This is a genomic window from Sphingomonas caeni (genome assembly GCF_026013415.1).
GTDB lineage: Bacteria > Pseudomonadota > Alphaproteobacteria > Sphingomonadales > Sphingomonadaceae > Sphingomonas > Sphingomonas caeni.
Map to the genome: position 1 here is coordinate 26,084 of NZ_JAPDOK010000012.1, position 20,978 is coordinate 47,061.

The following is a 20,978-nucleotide window of genomic DNA, read 5'->3' on the forward strand; positions in this document are numbered from 1 at the left end:
AGCCATATGCTGATCGCCCAGATCACCGATATCCATGTCGGCTTCGAGCCGGGGAATCCGGACGAGTATAACCAGAAACGGCTGGCCAAGGTGCTCGAGCGCGTGCTCGAGGGACCGAACAAGCCCGACCTGATGCTCGTCACCGGCGACCTGACCGAGCGCGGCGATGTCGACAGCTACAAGCGCTGCAAGGAGCTGCTCTCGGCCTGCCCCTTCCCCTGGTACCCGATCGTCGGCAACCATGACGACCGCACCAATTTCTCGCGCGCCTTTCCCGACGTGCCGACGCCGGGCGGGTTCGCGCAATATGTGGTCGAGCTCGACGGGCTCAGGCTGGTGATGCTCGATACGCTGGAGGAAGGGCGCCATGGCGGCGCCTTTTGCGAGGTGCGCGTGGCGTGGCTCAAGGAGCAGCTCGCCGCCAAGCCCGACGTGCCGACGGTGATCGTGATGCACCATCCGCCGATCGATGTGGGGATCGACTGGATGCGGACCGACAAGGACGAGCCCTGGGTGGCGCGCTTCGCTGACGCGATCGCGGGACACCGGCAGGTGCGCGCGATCCTGACCGGGCATTTGCACCGGCCGATCGTCTCGCAGTGGAGGGGCACGACCGTGTCGATCTGCCCGGCCACCGCGCCGGGGGTGGCGCTCGACCTGCGCCCGATGGACCCGGACGCGCCCGATCTGCGCCCGATGGTGGTCGCGGACATGCCGGGCTTCGGGCTGCATTGGTGGGACCGGGGCGAGCTGGTGACGATGTTCGACTTCGCCGAAGACCCGGTGCCGCTCGCCAAGTTCGACGGGCGGATGCAGGGGCTGGTACGGCATTTGATGGACGAACGGCCGGGCGGGGGGCAGGGTTCACATTAGCTTCTTGGAGCATCGCAATAAATGACAACCTTAAGCTTCACCTGAAGGAGAACTACAGGTACGGGTGAAGCTCAAAGGGGGAAGGAAAATGAAGGCAGCGCTGATCGCGACACTTACAGCAGCGTTAGGAGCTGTTCTTGGTTCGATCGGCTACTCCCAATATCAACATTGGGAAGTGTCAGAGGCACAGCGATTAAGGTACGAAGCAAATATCTACAGCCGAACAGTTCTCACAGTAGATCTTATGTCTGCACTCAAGGCGTCCAAGCCTGGTTCGGTCCTGCACAACCTTATCATCACGAACTCCGGTAGCGATGACTTGGACAACTTAACCGTTGATATTCATCCAGATATCAAATCAGGCGAAATGAGCTTCGGCTTCTTAAACGCCTTGGACGGGGAGAGCGACAGGCCGGAAGTGCGTAAGACCGAAGACGGATACTCCCTCAACTACAAACTGCTCCGCAAAGGCGAAGGCGCCCAGCTGTGGGCCATTACTGATGGCCTCGCTCCGCCGAGGGCTGCCTCAACGCGGAAGGGGTTGCGGTTGACGACTGTCACCTTTCCGAATGACGCCGACTCTTTCAGCTGGGTCCTGTGGGCCGCGGGAGGTGCCGCCGGTATTCTTGGCCTCATTATCGGAGTGTTGCTCGGAGATGTAGCGAATCGCTCCGTCCTGAGGGCCATCGGCCTAGATCCGAAGGAGGTGACCGAGATGTACCTTGCGGAACAACGCAAAGGGAAAAAATAGCGTTCTCAAAGAGCAACCGGGTTGATCGCTTGGGTCGGGAGCGCGTCGATAGTTCTGAGGCAATACCTGGCTACGATACCCCCGCACTCCCTATCGAGCCGATCACCGCCCGGGCCGCCACGCCCGCATATCGACATCGTCGCTCACCTTGAACGACACGCCCCGGCGGTTGATGAACAGCTTCTCCATCTCGGGCCGCGTGAACGGCCTTGAGCCCAGCCGCCCGAACACCGCGATCTGGCCGCCGGTTTCGTCGACCGCGCGGTCGCGGTCGAGGCCGCGGGACATGGCGAGTGCGGGGGACGGCGTGCGGGCCCAGGCGATCAGCTCCGGCATCGGCGCGGGAGAGAAGCCGTAGAAATTGGGCTGGCTCGCGGGGGAAGTGAGCTGGATCACCTTGAGGCCGTTCTTCCCGTCGGCGACATAGGCGAACAGGCTCGCGTTGGTGGCGCCGATGATCACGTCCTGCGCGTCGTTGAGCTGGCCGTCGAAGGTGACCGCTTTGTACCAGACGGGTCTTGTCGGGTTGGTCACATTGACGATCGCGAGGCCCTGCCTGCCTCCGGCGATATAGGCATAGGTGCGCGCGATATAGAGGCGGCGGGCGTCGGGCATGGCGATGGTGCCCGAGGGGACCGCTTGCGGATCGCGCAGGTTGGTGACGTCGAACAGCTTCACGCCCTCGGCATCGGTGACCCAGAGATAGCGGAACTGGATCGCACTCGCCCGCGCGTCCTTGAGCGGGCGGATGGCGGCGAGCCTGGGGTGGAGTGGGTCGGCGAGATCGACGACGACCAGGCCAACGTCCGCTGTGATATACGCCACCTCCCCCGCGAGGATGATGTGCCGCGCGCCTTTCAGCACGCCATTTTCGTTCCACGTCGCCGCGCGCTTGAGGAAATTGTTGCGCAGCTCGCCGTCCGCCAGCGTGTCGATATTGACGAGGATCAGCCCCTCCTCGGAATCGGTGACCGCGGCATAATTGTAGATGGGCAGGAAGGGCTGTTCCTGGTTCGCCTCGCGCATCGGCGCGGTGTTGCGCAGCGGATTGATCGGCTGGTTGGTGGGGAGCGCCATGCAGGTGGCGTTGGCGGACTTGACCCGCGTATCCTGCCCCAGCGGCGAATAGGGGGCGGTGACGACGGCGTCGGAGAAGCCCTTGTTGGCGACCGAGGCGACGTCATAGGCGCGAAAGCCCCCGGCCCCTTCCGCCACATACATATATTCGCCGCGCAGCTGGAGGCAGCCGACCCGGCCGGCTGTGCCCTGCACCACGTTGCGGAACTGTTCGAGCGGGCGCGTCTCGCCCGACATGCCGGGGCCGAACGTGTCGCCGCGGGTCCAGTTCTTCAGCTCGCGGCGGTTCTGCTCGACATGGAGCCGGTAGTAATCGGGGTACGCATAGTGCTGGAGATAGGAGCCGATCACCGCCTGGGGCTCGTCCCATTCGGTGACGCGGGTGGCCTGGAAGCCGCCGTCCAGCCCGGTCCAGGCATTGAGCCCGACGAAATTGACCTGGCCGGTGCCGAGCAGCAGCAGCTGGGCCATGATCGCGTTATTGTCGTCCTTGGCCGAGAGGTGGCAGTCGGTGCAGGTCTTGGTCTCGGTCGTGCGCACCGTGTGCGGGAAGTGCGGCGCGAAGGCCTGGCTCGAGAAGCCGATCGACGAGATCGGGGGCTGCTGGACGTAGATCCGCTCGCGGTTTGAATTGGTCGAGGACAGCACGAGCGCGGAGGTACTTCGGACCGGGGCGACCTGGTTGCCCTTGGTGGTCATGTGGCGGCCGAGCTGGAACATGTCGTCGCGCGCGACTTGCGGGTTGTAGGTCGCGAAGTTTCTCGTTTCCTCGCCGTCGAAATGGTGGCTGCTGGTCTTCCAATTGGCTTCGATCGGGAGGTGGCAGCCGCCGCAGCTGGTGGTCCAGCTCAGGTGGCAGGTGAAGCAGGCCATCTGGTTGTCGTCATGCGCGCGGTCCGAGCGGGCGATGCCGGGGCCGAAGGCGAAGCTGCCGTCGTCGGCGCCCGATCGGCTCATCAGCTTCGCGCGGGCTGCCTTTTCGTTGAAATAGGGGCTGGCCGGATCGACGCTGTCGCGGACCAGATGGACCTCCCAGACGAGCTTGGGATCGACGATGGAGCGCTGGATGAGCTTGCGCCGCCCGCCGCCGTCATCGATCCATTCGAAGCGGCGCTGGCCGTCGGGGTTGCGCAGCAGCTCGAGGTTGCTCCCCTGAGGGCGTGCGGCGGGGCCCGAGGTGCGCAGTGTGGGGTAGGCGTCAGCGGTGCCGTGGCAATCCTTGCAGCCGATCTCGACCGCGTTGGCGACCTCGCCATAGATGAGGCCATTGCCATGCGCATCCTGCGCGAAATGGCAGTCGGCACATTGCATGCCCTTTTCGGCATGGATGTCCATCAGATGGACCGCCTTGCCGGGGTTGGTGCCCGGCTGGACCCATTTGCCCTCGCCGTTGCGGCGCCATTTCTCGGGATCGTCGGGGGAGACGATCTTGCCCTCGGCGTCGAGCAGATTGCCCTCGCGGTCGCGCTTGAACACCGCGCGGAAGTTCCAGCCGTGCGAGTGATAGTCGGCGAACTGGGTGTCCTTGAGCGTCGGGTTGAGATCGTAGACGTTGCGGAGGAACTCGATATTGCCCCATTTGCCGCGCACCGCCGCACCCTCCGGGTTGCGTTCGAGGATCGCGTGCATCTCGGAAGCGGTGGGGTATCTCTGCCTGGCCGGCCACATCGAAGGGGCGTCGGACTCATAGTCCCACATCGTGTAGCCGAGATACGAGTTCAGGAAGATATTGGGCTGGTGCATGTGGCACGACATGCACTGGCTGGTCGGGATCGCGCGGGTGAAGGCGTGGCGGATCGGGTGGCCGCTTTCCTTCTCCGCGCCGGGCTGGATCAGCTCGCCATGCGCGCCCTTTTGCACCAGCGCGGCGATGGTCGGATCGATGCTCGCCGACTGGCCGTCGCGGCCGAATTTCGCGTAGGTCAGGCTGTGCCGCGGTTCGCGGTCGTTGGCGTAGATGACGTGGCAGCCGGTGCAGCCCGATCCGCGATAGTCGCCGGGCTGTTCGTTGGTCCCCATGAACCACATCAGCGGATCGTTGAGCCGGGTCTTGTGGATGTTGAGGATGGGGATCGCCACCCGCAGCCCGGTGGCGGGGCCGCGGTTCGACTGCTTGAGGTCGGGGCGGCCGGGTTCTTCGAGCCGCTGGATCTGGCCGGTGGGGTTGGGCAGGCCGACCTCGGCGAACTGCGTCCCGTTGTTGCGCCCGCCGCGCTCGAACACGCGGAAGATGTCGCCGGGCGGGACGACCTGCCAGTTGGGGAGCGGATAGAGCGCGGTGAGCGCGCCGCGGTTCGCCTCGGCCAGGGTGACGGTGGCGGGGGGCGTGCCGGCGGACTCGATCTTGGCGGGCTTGCCGTCGCGGGTATAGGCCTCGCCGAAGACATAGTTTTTGTAGGGGACGATGCCGTTATTATAGGCCGCCCCGCCCCACAGCATCGATCCCGACGCCATCATCGATCGCTCGGCAGCCTCGATCACCTCGATATGGCAGGCGCCGCAGCTTTCGCGGGCGATTCGATAGTCGCCCGGATTGACGAAGCGGATATATTCCGGGGCCTCCCGGTTGAGGAGGGTATAGCTGCGCGTGGGATTGGCCGAACTCGGATAGTTCCAGCTGTGCGGGTAGCGCGGCAGGACGTGCGCGCGTTCGCGGGCCGCGACATAGACCGGGTCTTCGAAGCCGAGGTCCGGATTGCCCATCACCGTGGCGTCGCCGCCATGGCAATCGGTGCAGCCGAGCTGGACCGCCTTGCTCTCGTGCATCGAAGGGGCGTCGGTCTGGGTGTGGCACGAGTTGCAGCCGGCGGACTTGGCGAGGACCTGCTCGGGGGTCTGGTTCTTGGGCGCGGGCGGGGCGGTGACATAGGCGCGCTCGACCGGCTTTTCCTCGTCGCTCGCGCGCAGCATCGCCGCGGGCACGATGAGTGCCGCGAGGATCAGTGCCGCGATCAGCGCGAGTTTGTGAAAGCCGCGCATCAGTAGCTCAGCACCACGTTGGCGAGGACCGAGACATAGCGCCGGTCGCGCGCGCGGTTTTCGAACAGGTCGCGAAAGCCGCTGTCGGGCTGGAGCACCGCGCCCGACAGGCGGAACACCATGTTCTGGTTCGCGCGCGGGCGGTAGATCAGCGCGGCGGAGAGGTCCCAGCCGATGCCCTTGGGAATGCTGCCCTCGTTGCGCAGCGTCTCGAGCGAGCTGGTGTTGACGAAGCTCAGCCGGTTGGCGTTGCCCGAGACGCGCAGGCCGGGCGTGATATCGAAATCGACGCCGACACCGATCAGGAAGGTGCCGGGATTGTTGAAGTTGCTCTGCCCCTCCTCCTTCGACGAGCGCAGCGAATTGAGCACGCCGTTGCGGCCCGAGAGCGACACCGCGCGCCCGCCGCCGGCGAAGGGGATCGACTGGCGGATCCAGTAGCTGGTGTCCGCGCCCGCGAAGACCGGGTTCTCGAACACCGCGTCGTAACCGCCCTCAGTATCGTCATACGGGTTCTTGTCGCCGCTCGCATAGAGCGCGGAGACGCGGAAGCGCATCCAGTTATGGTCGTAGCTCAACTCGGTCGCGCCGAAATAGGCGCGGATCTTGGCGGGGCGGCCCGTGAAGAAATTATGACTGTCATGCCCGATCGCCCCATAGGCGGAGGCGGTCAGGTTGAGCCGTCCGATCCGCCCGTCGGCGTTATAGCCGAGATAGGCGACGTCGTAATCATGCCCGCGCAGGTCCCCGAGCAACGCCGGGCGCACCGGGAAGCCGTTATCGTCGATCTGGATCCCGTTGCCCTCGCGGTTATGGTTGAAGAGAGCGATGACCTGGCTGGTGAGGCCGGGGACGAGGAAATCCTGGCGATAGACATTGGCGACGAGGACGAAATCGTCGCGCGGCGCGGTCATCACGCGGTTGAGCCCCGAATTGGTGTCCTTTTCGAGCCGCCAGAACAGCGCGAGATTATATTGGAGCCGGTTGCCGTCGCGATTGCCGAACAGGCGGATGCCGAGCTGCTGGTCGTTGAACAGGAAGCCGCGGAAATCGCTCTGGAAGGGCTGGATGCCCACGCGGACGCTGTCGAAATCGTAGCGGTCCGAGACATTGCGGATGTGATAGTCGACGAACAGCTCCTGGACGCCCAGGAAGCTGTCGGTGCGGTGGCTGGGGCGGCTCGGGCGGACGTCGAGCACGCGGCGCTCGGCGACGTTGACATGGCTGATGTTGAACGCGAGCGCGACGCGATACTCGATCTCGGGCGGCTTGAACGCGGTCGAGCCCTTGAACAAGGACGCGCTGACGATGACGGTCTGCGAATAGACCACGCTGGCGTCCTTGCCGAACACGTCGAGGCTTTGCGGACGCTCGGTGGTCTGGACGCCGACCGGGATCGGGAAGGTGCGCGGCTCGACCACGGTGTCGCTGATGGCGCCCGCGACGAAGAACCAGTCGTCGCCCTTGATCGGCAGCCAGGGGACCTTGGCGCGGTCGATCGGGCGGTCGCCCTTGAGCGTGTTCTGGTGATAGGGATCGAGCGGGTTTTCGGTGACGAGGCCGAGCGACTGGATCAGCCGGTAGCGGTCGGGGATCGGGATCTGGTCGGTCGGGAAGGCTTCGGGCAGCGGCGCGCGGACCGCGCCCGGGTTGCTCTGGACGACTGCCGGGGGAAGCGGGCGCCGGAAATCCGGGCGGCGGCGGCCCTCGATCGTGGTCGCGGGATCATGCGTGTCGTCGCGCTTGTCCGGCGGAGGCGCGTCCTGCGTCACCGGCGGGTCCTTCACCTCAGGCGGCGGCGCGTCCTGCGGGGGCAGGCCGGTCTCCTGCAGCGCGACCGCGAGGATCATCGGGAGGATTGCCGCCATGCCCTAGAGCCCCGCGCAGACATTCGATGTGTTGGTGTCGAGGAAGGGCGCGAAGGGGCAGTTGACGTAGCGCAGCCGCACCGGATTGCCGCCCACCGGCACGGTGATGTTGTCGGCGCGGATCGCCGCGGGCGCATTGCCGATCCCGCCGACGCGCACGCCCGCGAAATGGAGCCCGAGGAACGAGATCATGTCGTCCTGGTCGATGCCGTCGCCCGACACGCCGATCGCGCCGACCAGCGTGTTGCCGCGATAGACCGGGACCGAGCCGGGGAAGATCTGGATGCCGTTGCGGACTCGCGAAATCGAAGTGCAGCCTTGCGGTGTATCGGTGATGCTCGCGCCGGTGACGAACTGGAGATGCGCGCCGAGATTGCCGAGCACCAGCGCCGATTGCAGCCCGGTCGAGAAGGGATTGAACTGGGCGACGGGGCGCGAGAAGGGCCCGTTGGGGCGGCCGACTTCGCCATCGGGGAAATAGGGGCGCGAAAGATTGCCGTTGGCGCGATCGGTGAAGGCGTGGGTGCCGGTGAGCGCGTTCGGGTCGTTCAGGAAGGTGCGCGCGGCGGGGACGAAGGCGCGGACATCGGCGCTGGGATCGGCGAGCAGCTGGGCGCCTGCGACGCTGTTCGAGAAGAAGGCGGCGGTGCGTGCCTTTTGCAGCGACACGTCGATCCCGAAGATCGGCGCGTCGGGCGAGCGGACGATGCCGAGCGCGACGCCGTTGGTGTCGACCAGGCTGATGCTCACCTGCGCGCGGCTGTCGAGCGGCTGGCGGATCTGCGCGCGCGCGCGCGTCATGATCGTGAAGGCTTCCTCGAGGATCGCGCGCGCTTCGCTCGCGGTGATCGCGCCCGCGCCGTCGGTGCCGGCGATTACGGGAAAGCGATTTGCGCCGAAGCCGTTGGTGAGGACGAACGCGTTGGAATTCGAGAATTCGCCCGAGGTCGCGGCGCGGACGCCCGAGGCTTCGCTGCCATAGATGGCGCCGGCGGTGATCGCCGGAATGGCGGCGGTGTAGCCGCGCACCGCGACGAGGCTGCCCAGCGCGGGGCTGGTAGCAGCATAGGTGGCGGTGCCGGGAGTGATCAGGCCGGTATACGGCATGTCGGTGTAGCGAAGCTGGGTGCCGTCGGCGTAGATGTGGTCGGCGCGGATGGCCTCGGGCGCCTCGAAGCCGCGCGTGCCCGCGAGCGCGATCGCCTCCTCGGGATCGGCATCGACATCGGTGACGTTGGCGTCGAAGCCATAAACACCGTCGGCCATCACCCCCACGCCGCCCACCGCGACGCCGTTCTTGTAGAGCGGGAAGCCGCCAGGATCGGCCGCCAGCCCGAGCGGCGAGCGCTTGGGCCCGATCAGCGCGTCGGCGCCGAGCGAGCCATAGCGTGCCGAGAGGTCCGAGCAGGGGAGCTGGCTGAACTGGACGCCGAACAGCGGGCCGCTCTCCAGTCCTGCCGTGCTCGGCGCGGGCGGGAAATGGGTCTGGACGATCATCGAGGCGGTGCGCGTCGAAAAGGCGTTGCCGCCGCTGGACAGATACGCGCCGGTCACCGCCTTGGCGATCGCCCCGGCCTCGGCGGGGATGGTGAGGTTCTGCGCGTCGATATTGGCGCCGTTGGGGGCCGGGCTGGTGACGGCGTTGGCGGGGGCGCCGGTCATGCGGAACACGGCGAGGACGTTGCCGACGCGGTCGACCACCGCGATCACCCCCGGTTTCCCGCGCGCCTGCGCCTCGGCGGCGGCATGGGCGATGACGTTCTGGACGTCGGCGACGCTCAGGCTCTCGGGCCCCGGAATCGCGTAAAGCCCCGCGGGAGCGGGGCCGGGGGTGGGCGTCGGGGTGGGCGCGGGGACATTGCCCCCGCTACTCCCGCCGCTGCTGCACGCCTGGAGCAGCAAGGCGGTGCCCGCGAGCAGGGCGGTGACGCGCCTCATCGCAGCGCCCGGATCGCGCGGACCGCGCTGCCCAGCGACGCGCGGAATGCCGCGGGGCGATAGGCATTGGGTTCGTTGACCGCGGCATAGGCGCGGTTGATGTCGCCGCGGATGCCCGCCGCCGCGCCGGTGCTGATCCGGCCCTGCTTGACCAGCGCGCTGAGCAGCGTGTCGACCCCCATCACCGCCTGGACCGACCCCTGATAGTCGGTGAAGCGGCCCGAGATGGCTGGGGCAGCGATCGCGTCGATCATCGCGAAGGCGAGATCGGGGGTGCCGTTGATGCCCGAGAGGGTCGAGGCGAGCGCCTGCGCGGTCGCGGCGAGCTTGCGCGCTGCGGCGATCGATGCGGCGCGGTCCTGACCCATCGACTGGTGGAAGGCCTTGACGTCGGCGTCGAGGCGGGCGGCCATTCCGGGCGCGGCGATCTTCGCGGCGGCCGAGAGCAGGATCATGTTTTCGTCGTTGAAGGGCGGCTGGCCGAAGGCGATCGGGCGGCCGGGATTGGTCTCGAAGGTCAGGCTGCGATCGGCCTGGTCGTAGATGCGCCGGTGGCAGCTATGGCAGTCGAAAAAGGTGAATTCGGGGAAGGCGCCCTCGGTTCCGCGGCCGCTGGCGAACAGGGTCATCGAACGGTTGAGCGCCATCGCCTGACCGACCGCCCACAGGCGGACGCTGTCGGTACGGCCCTTGCGCTGGGCATAGTCGGCATCCTCGTCATGATGCTGCTGCATCGTCGAGAAGAGGTCGAGCTCGAACGACAGGCGCGGGTGGCCGGCGGCCATCATCCGGTGGGTGACATATTGACCCGTCCGCGCGCTGCCGAGGTGGCAATCGAGGCAGACCCCCGCGCGAGTGGTGGGCTTCTCAAGCGCGGTCATGCCATTGGCGACGTTGCTCGCATGGCTGGCGCCGACCGCATAGTGCGAGGCGATCCAGCCCGAGGCACCGCCATGGCAGCCTTCGCAGCTGACGCCGTCATTGGTGAGGAACTTGCGGCCATGCTCGCCATCGGCGGGGGTCGAGTGGCAGCCGAGACAGGCGGGGGCGGAGGTGGGATCGCCGAGGCCGAGCGTCGCGGTGATCTGGTGCGCGCGGCGGCCGTTCAGCACGGCGAAGGCGCGGCTGTGCGCGCCGCCGGGGGTCGAGGGCTCCTGCCAGCGCGCGAGTTCGTCCTGGCGGACCACCGCGCCGTCCGCCTCCATGCGGCCATGGCAGGTCGATCCCGCGCAGCTCGCGACGCCCTCGAAGCCCTGCGGTGCAGGCGGGGCGGCGGTCGCGGCGGTCATGATCAGCGCGCTCAGCAGGGCGAGCAGCAACGCCGCGCCCAGCATCAGCGCGCCGCCTTTCGCTCCGGTCAATTGACCCCCAGCCTGCATCAAGCGTCACATCCCCTTGCCGCCTGTCTCTCAATCTGCCCCAAAGCGCATATTCGTAACAGGATTAAGTTGCGGTTCGGGTGTGTCGGGCGGGGAATTCGGCCTCTGCTTGCCGTCATCCCGGCTTTCGCCGGGATGACGGACGGGTCACCGCCGCCGGATCACGAGGTTCCGGATCTCGGTCATGTCCTCCATCGCGAACTTGACGCCCTCGCGGCCGAGGCCGGAATCCTTCACCCCGCCATAGGGCATGTTGTCGACGCGGTAGCTGGGGACGTCGTTGACGATCACCCCGCCGACATCGAGCCGGTCCCAGGCGTCGAGCACCTGGAACAGGTCGCGGGTGAAGACGCCCGCCTGGAGCCCGAACTTGCTGTCGTTGACGATGTCGAGCGCCTCGTTGAAGGTCCCGAACGGGATCAGGAAGGCGACCGGGCCGAACGCTTCTTCGACATTGAGCTTGGTCTCGCGGCCGACGCCTTCGAGCAGGGTCGCCTCAAGCATCGCGCCTTCGCGCTTGCCGCCGCAGAGCAGGGTGGCGCCCGCGGCGATTGCCTCCTGGATCCAGCCGTCGAGCCGCTTGGCTTCGCCTTCGGAGATCATCGGGCCGATAAAGGTCTCGCGCTTCTTGGGGTCGCCCGAGACCAGCGTTTTGGTCCTCGCGACGAGCATCTCGCGGAACTGCACATAGACCGCGCGGTGGATCAGGATGCGCTGGACGCCGATGCACGACTGGCCCGACTGGTAGAAGGCGCCGAAGATCACGCGTTCGAGCGCGTCCTTGAGGTCGGCGTCATGGTCGATGATCACCGCGGCGTTGCCGCCGAGTTCGAGCACGACCTTCTTCTTGCCCGCCTTGGCCTTGAGGTCCCAGCCGACCGCGGGGGATCCGGTGAAGCTGAGCAGTTTGAGCCGCTCGTCCTCGGTGAACATGTCCGCGCCTTCGCGGTGCGCGGGGAGGATCGAGAAGGCGCCCTTGGGGAGGTTGGTCTCGGCGAGCACCTCGCCCATGATGATCGCGCCCAGCGGCGTGCGGCTCGCAGGCTTCATCACGAAGGGGCAGCCGACCGCGATCGCCGGGGCGATCTTGTGCGCGGCGAGGTTGAGCGGGAAGTTGAACGGGGAGATGAAGCTGCACGGGCCGATGGGGACGCGCTTCCACATCCCCTGATAGCCCTTGGCGCGCGGCGAGATGTCGAGCGGCTGGACCTCGCCGGTCATGCGGACCGATTCCTCGGCGGCGATGCGGAAGGTGTCGATCAGGCGCGTGACTTCGCCTTCGCTGTCCTTGATCGGCTTCCCCGCCTCGACGCACAGCGCATAAGCGAGTTCTTCCTGGCGCTCCTTGAAACGGTCGACGCAGTGCTGGAGCACGGCCTGGCGCTCGTAACTCGGCATCCGCGCCATCGGCTCGGCGGCGCGGACGGCGCCGGCGATGCCCTGTTCGATGATCGCGGGGGTCGCCTGCGCGACGCGGAATGCGACCTCGCCGGTGAACTTGTCGGTCACCTCGAGATCGGTGTTGGGCTGCTGTGCCTCGTTGTTGAGGTAGAGCGGGTAGACGGGTTTGAGTTGGGTCACAGCGCGGCGCTCATTTCCTTGATCTCGCGGTTCAGGATCCGGTCGTTATCCGAATAATCGACCGGGCAATCGATGAGGTGGACACCGGGTTCCGAGAGCGTCCGGCGGAGCAGCAGCGGGAGGTGCGCGGCGCTCTCCACGCGGTGGCCCTTGGCGCCATATGCCTCGGCGTACTTCACGAAATCAGGATTGCCATAGGTCAGGCCGAAATCCTTGAAGCCCATATTGGCCTGTTTCCAGCGGATCATGCCGTAGCTGCCGTCGTTGAGGATCAGCACGGTGATGTTGAGCTTGAGGCGGACCGCGGTCTCCATCTCCTGCGAGTTCATCATGAACCCGCCATCGCCGCAGATCGCCATCACCTTGCGTGTCGGATAGACCATCGCCGAGGCCATCGCGCTGGGGAGCCCCGCGCCCATCGTGGCGAGGGCATTGTCGAGCAAAACCGTGTTGGGCTGGCGCGCGGTATAGTTGCGGGCGAACCAGATCTTGTAGACGCCGTTATCGAGGCAGATGATCCCGTCTGCCGGCATCGCCTTGCGGATTTCCTTGACGAGGCAGGGCGGGAAGATCGGAAAGCGCTCGTCGCATTCGAGCTTCTTCGTGTGGGCGACTTCGGCGGCGCGATAGGCGAGCATCTGATCGAAGTTCCAGCCCGGAGCGGGGACGATCTCTTCCTTGATCTGCCAGATCGCGTTGGCGATGTCGCCGATAACCTCGATCTGGGGGAAATAGACCGGATCGACCTCGGCGGTGCGCGTCGAGATATGGATCACTTCCGCGCCGCCGGGCTTCATGAAGAAGGGCGGCTTCTCGATCACGTCATGCCCGACATTGAGGATCAGGTCGGCGTCCTCGACCGCGCGGTGGACGAAATCCCCCGCCGACAGCGCCGCGCAGCCGAGGAATTTGGGGTGCGCCTCGTCGATCACGCCCTTGCCGAGCTGGGTGGTGAGGAAGGGGATGCCGGTCTTCTCGACGAACTCCAGCAGCATCTTGCCGGTAAGCTTGCGGTTCGCGCCCGCGCCGATGACGAGGAGCGGCGCCTTGGCGGCTTCGATCCGCCTGACCGCCGCGCGGACCGCCTTGGGATCGGCGGAGGGCCGCCTTGCGAGGCTGGGCTTGAGCGGGCGGCTCTCGGTCTGCTCGTCGGCGACGTCCTCGGGGAATTCGATATGCGTCGCGCCGGGCTTCTCCTCCTCGGCGAGCCGGATCGCCTCGCGCACCCGGCTGGGGATATTATCGGCGCTGGCGAGCTGGTGGGTGAATTTGGTGAGGGGACCCATCATCGCGACGACGTCGAGGATCTGGAAGCGGCCCTGCTTGGACTTCTTGATCGGCTTCTGCCCGGTCACCATCAGGATCGGCATCCCGCCCAATTGGGCATAGGCCGCCGCGGTGACCAGGTTGGTCGCGCCGGGCCCCAGCGTCGCCATGCACACCCCGGCCTTGCCGGTATGGCGGCCATAGGTGGCGGCCATGAAGCCCGCGCCCTGCTCGTGCCGGGTGAGGATCAGCCTGATCTTCTCCGACCGGCTGAGGCTGTCGAGCATGTCGAGATTTTCCTCGCCGGGGACGCCGAAGATATATTCGACGCCTTCTTCTTCGAGGCACTGGATGAACAGGTCCGAGGCTTTCATCGGCGCTCTCCCCGCCCGGCATTTCGGGCACGCAACAAACTAGGGTAATCTGACTCCACAAGAAAGCTGCGACTCACTGAAGCTATTCCGGGAGAGAGACGATGGCGCTGGGGGATCATGTCGACCTGCCGACCTTCATGGAGGGGGTGAAGAAGCGCAATCCGGGCCAGCCCGAATTCGTCCAGGCGGTGCAGGAGGTCGCGGAGGACATCTACGACTTCATCGCCGACAAGGAGGCCTACCACCATTACCAGATCCTGCGCCGGATCGCCGAGCCCGACCGGATCGTCAGCTTCCGCGTCTGCTGGGAGGACGACAACCACAATATCCGCGTCCAGCGCGGCTGGCGGGTGCAGAACAATAATTCGATCGGGCCGTACAAGGGCGGCATCCGCTTCCACCCCTCGGTCACCGAGAGCGTGCTCAAGTTCCTGGCATTCGAGCAGACCTTCAAGAACGCGCTCACGGGCCTCCCGATGGGCGGCGGCAAGGGCGGGGCCAACTTCAATCCCAAGGGCAAGAGCGATCACGAAGTGATGCGTTTCTGCCAGAGCTTCATGACCGAGCTGTACCGGCATGTCGGGGCCGACATCGATGTGCCCGCGGGCGATATCGGCGTGGGCGGGCGCGAGATCGGCTACATGTTCGGCCAGTACAAGCGCATCACCAACAGCTTCGAAGGCGTGCTGACCGGCAAGGGGCTCGAATATGGCGGCTCGCTGATCCGCACCGAGGCGACGGGCTATGGCGCGGTCTATTTCCTCCAGAACATGCTCAAGGCCAAGGGCAACGACCTGGCGGGCAAGCGCGCGGTGATCTCGGGATCGGGCAATGTCGCGACGCACGCCGCGGAAAAGGTGGTGCAGCTGGGCGGCAAGGTGCTGACGCTGAGCGATTCAGAAGGGTTCATCCACGATCCCGCCGGGATCGATCAGGAGAAGATCGACTGGGTGAAGGCGCACAAGACCAAGCGGCGAGGTCGCATTTCCGAATATGCCGTGCAGTTCCCGGGCGCGACCTTCCACGCCAACCTGCCGCCCTGGGGCGTGCCGTGCGACGTGGCCCTGCCCTGCGCGACGCAGAACGAGCTGCTGGGCATGGATGCGCGCTCGCTCGTCAATAATGGCTGCATCGCGGTGTCCGAGGGCGCGAACATGCCGACCAATCTCGAGGGCGTGCACGTCTTCAAGGAGGCGAAGATCCTCTACGCGCCGGGCAAGGCGGCGAATGCGGGGGGCGTCGCGGTGTCGGGGCTCGAGATGAGCCAGAACAGCGAGCGCCGGGCATGGAAAGAGGCCGAACTCCAGCAGATGCTGGTCGACATCATGGACGGCATCCACGCCCGCTGCCTCGAATATGGCCGCGCCGCCGATGGTCATGTCGATTACGTCAAGGGTGCGAACATCGCCGGGTTCAAGAAGGTCGCCGACGCGATGCTGGCGTTCGGGGTGGTGTAGCGGCGCCCGAGCGCCGGTTGTCGCTGGAACGGCCGAGTTCACGCCCCGGCGAGCCGGTGACGCTGAACGGCTTTATCGGGTGAGGGGGCGGCCTAGATCCGCGGCGGGATCGCCGGGGTCTGGCCGCCCGCCGGGCCGCCTGCGGGATTGACGGGATCGACGCCCACGCCACCGCGCGTGGCCGGCAGCTGACGCACCGGCGCTTCCCCGCCCGGCCACGCCTTGTTGACGAAGCCCGGGTTCAGCGGCGCGTCGCCGCCGGGCCCGGGATCGAGCAGCAGCGAGGCGAGCATCCGCGCGGGCTCGGGCGCGATCCGGAACGGGCCGATCGGCTCGGCGCCCGGACGGGGGATGAACACGGCCCAGCCCGATCCCTCCATCGAGACGGTCTTGCCGCCCGCAGTCACGTCGATCGCGCCCATCGGCTCGTCGGCGGTGGCGACGCCGGGGCCGCGCAGCAGGATCAGGGTCGCCGTCTCGGGATCGGCGTCGAAGGCGGGGAGGCCGGGCTGGCCCATCGCGATGGCGATCGCGTCCTCGCCCACCACGCCGTCGATCATCGTGCCGCGGATGCCGATCGAGGCGGTGGGGGTGCGGATGTTCGACTGGCCGGGCGCATTGTGCGTCGGGCGCCCCGACATGAAGCGGAACGCACCGCGCCCCACGGTCGCGCCGACCGAGCTGGAGTTGCGTTGCGGATCATAGACGAAGCGGTCGATCCGCAGGCGCGCATTGGCGCCGACGGTGAAGGTGGTCCGATCGAGCAGCAGGATCTGCGCGCGGCTGCTCTTGCCGGTGAGCACGTCATTGCCGAGCGCGACACGCTCGCGCACCGCCGCTTTGTGGAGCGTGGCGTTGGCCTGGGTGGTCATGCGGACATCGTTGATCACCGCGGCGGTGACCCCGACATTCTGCGCGGCGGCCGGAGAGGCTGCGAGCGCAACGCCGGCGAGGAGAGCAAGGCGGAGGAAGTGCCTGGTCATGAATCCGCTCCTAGTTTCCGAAGGTCCAGACGAGCCGCAGCTCGGCGCCGACATTGTCGTAGTTCCGAAGCGTGCTCGTCGCATTGTAGCTGCGCGACGCGTAGCTGCCCGCCGCCTCGACATCGAGGCCCTCGATCCCGAGCGGGATGCCCAGCGCAGCGCGGCTGAGGAAGCGCGTCTCGGCGACGGGGGTGAAGCCGTTCTCGTTCCGGTACTCGACATAGCGCAAGGTCGAGGTGACCGAGGCATAGGCGCCGCTTTGGGTGAGTCCCTGGCGCAGGCTGCCGCCGACGCGGAAGCCGCCATAGCCGGTGCGGGCGGTGTCGGCGGTCTTGAGCTCATATGCACCGCCGAGCGCGTAGCGCGTCGCGCCGCGGCTGCCGGAGTAGCTCACCCCGATATCGTAGCGGCTGCCGTCGCGCGAGAAGGCGGGGGTCGATCCCATGAAATCCTGCCGGACCAGCTCGCCCCGCAGCGCCAGCCGGCCGCCGGGGCCATCGAGGACCGCGATTTCGGCCTCGCCGCCCAGTTCGGTGACGAAGGGATGGCCGCCGATGCGGGCGTGGCGGACGACCGCGCCGAGCGAGAATTGGAGTCCGCCGCGCTGGGTTCCGATGCCCAGCGACGCGTCGGCGGTCTGGAAATAGGGGCTGGTGCCCTGGAGCGGGTTGCGGCTCGCCGCGCCCATGGTGCCGTAGAAAAAGGCGCCGCCGCTGGGCGCGCGGAAGCCGGCGCGGAGCGACTGGGTGTAGGAAACGCCGTCGTCCGAGGCCACCAGGGGATAGCCGGGCAACGCATATTCGATCAGCAGCGAGCGTGAGAGATCGCTGTCATAGGCGAAGCCGACCGAGGCCTCGCCGCCGAAGCTGAACCCGTCATCGTCCGAGGGGAGCGCGACCTCGCCACAGGCGGCGCGCGTCTCGGCCCAGGCGGGGCTGTCGGCGTCGATATGGCCGGTGCTCGCAATCTCGCCCAGCGCGGTCTGGCGGTCGCCGAGCCGGCACAGCAAGGTCGCGTAATAGAGCCGGACCTCGGCGCTGTTCTTCGAGTGGGTCATCAGGGCGCGTTCGAGCGTCGCCGCGCCGCCGAGCGTATCGCCTTGGCTCGCCTGCTTGCGCGCGAGCGACAGCGCCTCGGCGGGGGTCGCCGATCCGTCGATCAGCGCATCGAGCGCGGCATCGTCCTGCGCGAAGGCGGGCGCCGCCACCGTCATCGCCAGTGCGGCGACTGCCATACCCATGGCGGTTGCAATCCCCGAACGCATGCGTTTCCCCTGACCCTTTGTTTCGGGGAAGATACGCAGATATTGGGCTAATGTACTAGCTGGACCCGCAAGCCCTTGAACCGAGTCGCTTATTTGGGCGGCGCGGCGGCGCAGTGGTAAACCAGCTTCTCATTATAGGCGGGCGGGAGCGCCGCGCGGATTTCCTGCTGACGGGTCGCGAGCTGGCCGCGCGCCGCCTGATCGGACGAGCAGACCTTGAGCGTCACCTGGGTGCGCAGCTGGCGCGCGCGGGTCATCTGATCGGCGGAGAGCATGTAGCGCGTGTTGGTGTAGGTGCGGGCCTGAGGGTCATAGTCGAGCACCGAGACGGTCGCGTCCTGTTCGGGCACCAGCACGCGCAGCCAGTTCTTGCCGTCCTCCGAATATTGGGTGCGGCCGTTGATGCAGCCATCGGGACCGATATCGAGTTCGACCTTCTCGACGGTCGAGACGGTGACGCGGCTGCGCGACGGATCGAGCGTGCAGACCATCTTGCCGAGTGCCGCCTCGGGCTCGGCCGCGGCTTCGCTGTCGTTGGTGATCGGCACGACGCGGTTGGGATCGAAATTGGGGCGGCTGAGGAACAGCGCGACCGCGCCCACGAACAGCACGCCGCCGCCCACCAGCACCCACACGCCCTCCTTCTGCCGCCCGCGCGTCATCAGCAGCACGCCCCCGCCGACGCAGAGCCCGCCCGCGACGAGCAGCAGCGCCGCGATCGCCATGTAATTCTCGCGGGTCGCCTCGTTGGTGGCGCGCGCCTGCTGGATCGCATTCTCGCGCTCGGCGGCGCTCCTGGCGTCCCCCTGGCGCTTGGCCTCCTCGGCGGCGGCGCGCGCCTGTTCGTCGGCATTGCGGTCCTGCGCCATCCGCTCCTCGACGCTGACGCATGCGACCGCGACCGACTGGAAGCTCTGCTTGGCCTCGGTCAGGAAGGCGGCGAGCTCGCTCTGCGAGACGGCGAGTGCGAAGTTCGAATCGCCCTGCTCGCCATTGGTGACGAGCGCGTTGACCCCGAGAACGCGGCCGCAGCGGTCGAGCAGGGGCCCCCCCGAATTGCCGCGCGCGATATTGGCGGTGTGGAGCAGCATCGCGGTGCCCTGCACGGTGCGCATCCCCGCAAAGCCGCCCTGCGAGCGGACCGGGGACATCGGCGTGATGAAGTCCTTGGCGCTCTGCGCGGTCGCGACATCGACATTGCCGGGATAGCCGAGCGCCACCAGCGAATCGCCCTCGCCGGGCGTGCCCTTGAACAGGGTCAGCGGGGGCAGGCGGACGCCGGTGAAATCGATCAGCGCCAGGTCGCGGCCCGGGTCGATCTTGACGAGGCGGCCCTGGAAGGACTTGCTCCCCTCGGACGGGACCACGCCGATCACGACATTGTCGGGGTAGCGCGACGCCAGCTCGACGACATGCGCGTTGGTGACGATCCGGTTGGGGCCAACCGCGAAGCCGCTGCCATGGCTGAAGCCGACCACCTCGTCGCCGACCACCGCGATCACCACGATCCGCACCACGCCGCGCTGCGACGCGGAGATATCGTCGGCCTGCGCGGGCGCGATCCATCCGAAGATCAGGACCAGAAGCAGCAACAGCCGACGCATCGTGCGAAATCCTACTCGAAGTGCCCCCGGGCTTTCGGGCAAAATCGCGGACGGTTCAAGGGATGGATCAGTCGGTCGTGCCCGTCGCCGCCGGCTTCGGCTCGCCCTTCGGCCGCGCATCGATATCGGCGATCATCTTCGCCGCGACCGCCGCCAGCCCCGGATTGTGCGGATCATAGGCGAGCGGCAGGAGCAGCCGGCGCGCCATCACCGGGTCGCCATCGTTCAGATAGACCGCGGCGACGTTGAGCCGCAGGCTGCGGTCCTGCGGCGCAAGCTCATAGGCGTAAAGGAGGCCGGTGATCGCGTTCTTGGTCGGGCGCTGATGCCCCTCCAGATAGCTCTGGTAGAAGAGGATCAGCGGTTCGGGATCCTCGGGATCGAGCTTGTTGGCCGAGGCGATGATCGCGCGGATGCCCCGCCAGGTCTCGGGCTTGAAGTCGTCGGCCTTGGCCGCGACCGCCATCTTCGCGCGCGCCTTGTAGAGCAGGGCATCGACGCGGTTCGGATCGGCGGCGAGCGCGCGGTCGGCGGCGGCCTCGGCACCGGCGAAATCGTCGGCGTCATAGGCGGCTTCGGCGAGGACGAGCTGCGCGCCGGGATCGTTGGGGAAGGGCGCGCACGCCTTCTTGGCGGCGGCATAGACCGCGGGCGCGGTCTCCTTGGTGACGCCGTTCTTGGACTGCATGCGGACCGCGATAGTCGCCGCCTCGCCGGGGGTCAGCTTGCGGACGGTGACCTCGCCGATGCTGATCTTGTCGGCGGGGACGCGGTAGCCCGCGAAATTGCCGAGCTTGTAATGTTCGAGTTCGCGGTCGAGCGCGCGCAGGTCGCCGAAGACCTGCGCGGCCTCGAGCGGCGTCTTTCCCGAGTTGATCGCGAGCAGATAGTTCACGAGCTGGCCGGGGCGCTTGCCGCCGAAATAGAGATAATGGGTGAGCAGCCAGCCGCGGCCATAGACCGCCTCGCGCTGGCTATCGTTGAGCTTGAGCGATTCGGCGGTCAGAAGCTTGTCGACGGGGAGCGCGTTGCCGCTCATCAGCCCATAGCCGCGATGCTGCGGCGGATAGCCGAAGATCACCCCGGTCTTGTCGAACACGGCGGTCGAAAACAGCTCGGCAAAGCCTTCGGAATACCAGAGCGGAAAGGCGGCGTTGGGGAAGCTGTTGAACATGAAATGGTGGGTATATTCGTGCAGCAGGATCACCATCGGCGTGAAATCATTCTGATCGGCGCCGGTGCTGCGCGGCACGAACGCCAACGATCCTTCGGCACGCGGCAGGTAATAGCCGGCCAGATTGGGGTTCTTGGCGAGCTTCTGCACCGCCGCGACATCGTCGAGCACATAGACGACGACCCGGTTCGCCTTGCCGACCGGCAGGTCCTGCACATCGCCGTAGAGCCGCAGCGCCTTGTCGAAGCGCTCGAGATTGGTCGCGAAGCGCTGCATCCGCTCGGGCTGGTCGTTCGAGATGACGACGAAATGCTCGGTGCCGACCTCATACCATTCGGCATGCGCGACCCCCGGCAGCACGAGCAGCAGCAATGCGAACAACAGCTTGCGAATCATGGATAAACCCCCCG

At 66.9% G+C, this 20,978-nt stretch carries 13 protein-coding genes; 3 read left to right on the forward strand and 10 right to left on the reverse strand.

Going from position 1 to position 20,978, the window contains the following annotated elements; all coding sequences use genetic code 11:
- Positions 1-6 precede the first annotated feature (6 nt).
- Positions 7-873, forward strand: a complete 867-nt coding sequence (locus tag OF829_RS19655; RefSeq protein ID WP_264941904.1) for a phosphodiesterase — start codon at positions 7-9, stop codon at positions 871-873.
- A gap of 88 nt (positions 874-961) precedes the next feature.
- The gene (locus OF829_RS19660) at positions 962-1,624 is read left to right on the forward strand and encodes a hypothetical protein (protein WP_264941905.1); all 663 of its coding nucleotides are present in this window, start codon (positions 962-964) and stop codon (positions 1,622-1,624) included.
- Between the two features lie 102 nt (positions 1,625-1,726).
- Here OF829_RS19660 and OF829_RS19665 read toward each other — a convergent pair whose 3' ends face one another.
- The 6 genes from OF829_RS19665 to OF829_RS19690 all read right to left on the reverse strand — a co-directional run bounded on the left by OF829_RS19665 (position 1,727) and on the right by OF829_RS19690 (position 14,086).
- On the reverse strand, positions 1,727-5,680 hold the full coding sequence (locus tag OF829_RS19665) for a multiheme c-type cytochrome (protein ID WP_264941906.1): 3,954 nt from the start codon (positions 5,678-5,680) through the stop codon (positions 1,727-1,729).
- Positions 5,680-7,548 carry a hypothetical protein gene (locus tag OF829_RS19670; RefSeq protein ID WP_264941907.1) on the reverse strand — a complete coding sequence of 623 codons (1,869 nt, stop codon included), beginning with the start codon at positions 7,546-7,548 and terminating at the stop codon, positions 5,680-5,682. The genes OF829_RS19665 and OF829_RS19670 overlap by 1 nt, the downstream gene beginning before the upstream one ends.
- 3 nt (positions 7,549-7,551) lie before the next feature.
- Positions 7,552-9,486 (reverse strand): heme-binding protein, encoded by a 1,935-nt coding sequence (locus tag OF829_RS19675; protein WP_264941908.1) that lies wholly within the window; start codon positions 9,484-9,486, stop codon positions 7,552-7,554.
- Positions 9,483-10,820 carry a cytochrome c family protein gene (locus tag OF829_RS19680; protein WP_264941939.1) on the reverse strand — a complete coding sequence of 446 codons (1,338 nt, stop codon included), beginning with the start codon at positions 10,818-10,820 and terminating at the stop codon, positions 9,483-9,485. Before OF829_RS19680 ends, OF829_RS19675 begins: the two co-directional genes overlap by 4 nt.
- 192 nt (positions 10,821-11,012) lie before the next feature.
- Positions 11,013-12,446: an aldehyde dehydrogenase family protein gene (locus tag OF829_RS19685; RefSeq protein WP_264941909.1), complete on the reverse strand. Its 1,434-nt coding sequence runs from the start codon at positions 12,444-12,446 to the stop codon at positions 11,013-11,015.
- Positions 12,443-14,086 carry an acetolactate synthase large subunit gene (locus tag OF829_RS19690; protein ID WP_264941910.1) on the reverse strand — a complete coding sequence of 548 codons (1,644 nt, stop codon included), beginning with the start codon at positions 14,084-14,086 and terminating at the stop codon, positions 12,443-12,445. Before OF829_RS19690 ends, OF829_RS19685 begins: the two co-directional genes overlap by 4 nt.
- A gap of 101 nt (positions 14,087-14,187) precedes the next feature.
- Here OF829_RS19690 and gdhA point away from each other — a divergent pair, with 101 nt between their 5' ends.
- Positions 14,188-15,543 carry an NADP-specific glutamate dehydrogenase gene (gene gdhA / locus OF829_RS19695; RefSeq protein ID WP_264941911.1) on the forward strand — a complete coding sequence of 452 codons (1,356 nt, stop codon included), beginning with the start codon at positions 14,188-14,190 and terminating at the stop codon, positions 15,541-15,543.
- Between the two features lie 92 nt (positions 15,544-15,635).
- Here the strand turns inward: gdhA and OF829_RS19700 are convergent, their stop codons facing one another.
- From OF829_RS19700 to OF829_RS19715, 4 genes are all read right to left on the reverse strand, one after another.
- Positions 15,636-16,526 (reverse strand): FecR family protein, encoded by an 891-nt coding sequence (locus OF829_RS19700; protein WP_264941912.1) that lies wholly within the window; start codon positions 16,524-16,526, stop codon positions 15,636-15,638.
- Positions 16,527-16,536: 10 nt separating this feature from the next.
- Complete coding sequence (locus OF829_RS19705) at positions 16,537-17,766, reverse strand: hypothetical protein (RefSeq protein WP_264941913.1); 1,230 nt, start codon at positions 17,764-17,766, stop codon at positions 16,537-16,539.
- Positions 17,767-17,879: 113 nt separating this feature from the next.
- Positions 17,880-19,394, reverse strand: coding sequence for a S1 family peptidase (locus tag OF829_RS19710; protein ID WP_264941915.1), 1,515 nt, complete (start codon positions 19,392-19,394; stop codon positions 17,880-17,882).
- 67 nt (positions 19,395-19,461) lie between these two features.
- Positions 19,462-20,964, reverse strand: a complete 1,503-nt coding sequence (locus OF829_RS19715) for a DUF1570 domain-containing protein (protein ID WP_264941916.1) — start codon at positions 20,962-20,964, stop codon at positions 19,462-19,464.
- Positions 20,965-20,978: the final 14 nt, after the last annotated feature.

What these genes read in the sequence shown, in the direction of transcription:
- OF829_RS19655 (WP_264941904.1), top strand. Translation starts at nt 7, where the DNA reads ATGCTGATCGCCCAGATCACCGATATCCATGTCGGCTTCGAGCCGGGG.
- OF829_RS19675 (WP_264941908.1), bottom strand. Translation starts at nt 9,486, where the DNA reads ATGAGGCGCGTCACCGCCCTGCTCGCGGGCACCGCCTTGCTGCTCCAG.
- OF829_RS19700 (WP_264941912.1), bottom strand. Translation starts at nt 16,526, where the DNA reads ATGACCAGGCACTTCCTCCGCCTTGCTCTCCTCGCCGGCGTTGCGCTC.
- OF829_RS19690 (WP_264941910.1), bottom strand. Translation starts at nt 14,086, where the DNA reads ATGAAAGCCTCGGACCTGTTCATCCAGTGCCTCGAAGAAGAAGGCGTC.
- OF829_RS19665 (WP_264941906.1), bottom strand. Translation starts at nt 5,680, where the DNA reads ATGCGCGGCTTTCACAAACTCGCGCTGATCGCGGCACTGATCCTCGCG.
- OF829_RS19670 (WP_264941907.1), bottom strand. Translation starts at nt 7,548, where the DNA reads ATGGCGGCAATCCTCCCGATGATCCTCGCGGTCGCGCTGCAGGAGACC.
- OF829_RS19710 (WP_264941915.1), bottom strand. Translation starts at nt 19,394, where the DNA reads ATGCGTCGGCTGTTGCTGCTTCTGGTCCTGATCTTCGGATGGATCGCG.
- OF829_RS19680 (WP_264941939.1), bottom strand. Translation starts at nt 10,820, where the DNA reads ATGCTGGGCGCGGCGTTGCTGCTCGCCCTGCTGAGCGCGCTGATCATG.
- OF829_RS19660 (WP_264941905.1), top strand. Translation starts at nt 962, where the DNA reads ATGAAGGCAGCGCTGATCGCGACACTTACAGCAGCGTTAGGAGCTGTT.
- gdhA (WP_264941911.1), top strand. Translation starts at nt 14,188, where the DNA reads ATGGCGCTGGGGGATCATGTCGACCTGCCGACCTTCATGGAGGGGGTG.
- OF829_RS19705 (WP_264941913.1), bottom strand. Translation starts at nt 17,766, where the DNA reads ATGGGTATGGCAGTCGCCGCACTGGCGATGACGGTGGCGGCGCCCGCC.
- OF829_RS19715 (WP_264941916.1), bottom strand. Translation starts at nt 20,964, where the DNA reads ATGATTCGCAAGCTGTTGTTCGCATTGCTGCTGCTCGTGCTGCCGGGG.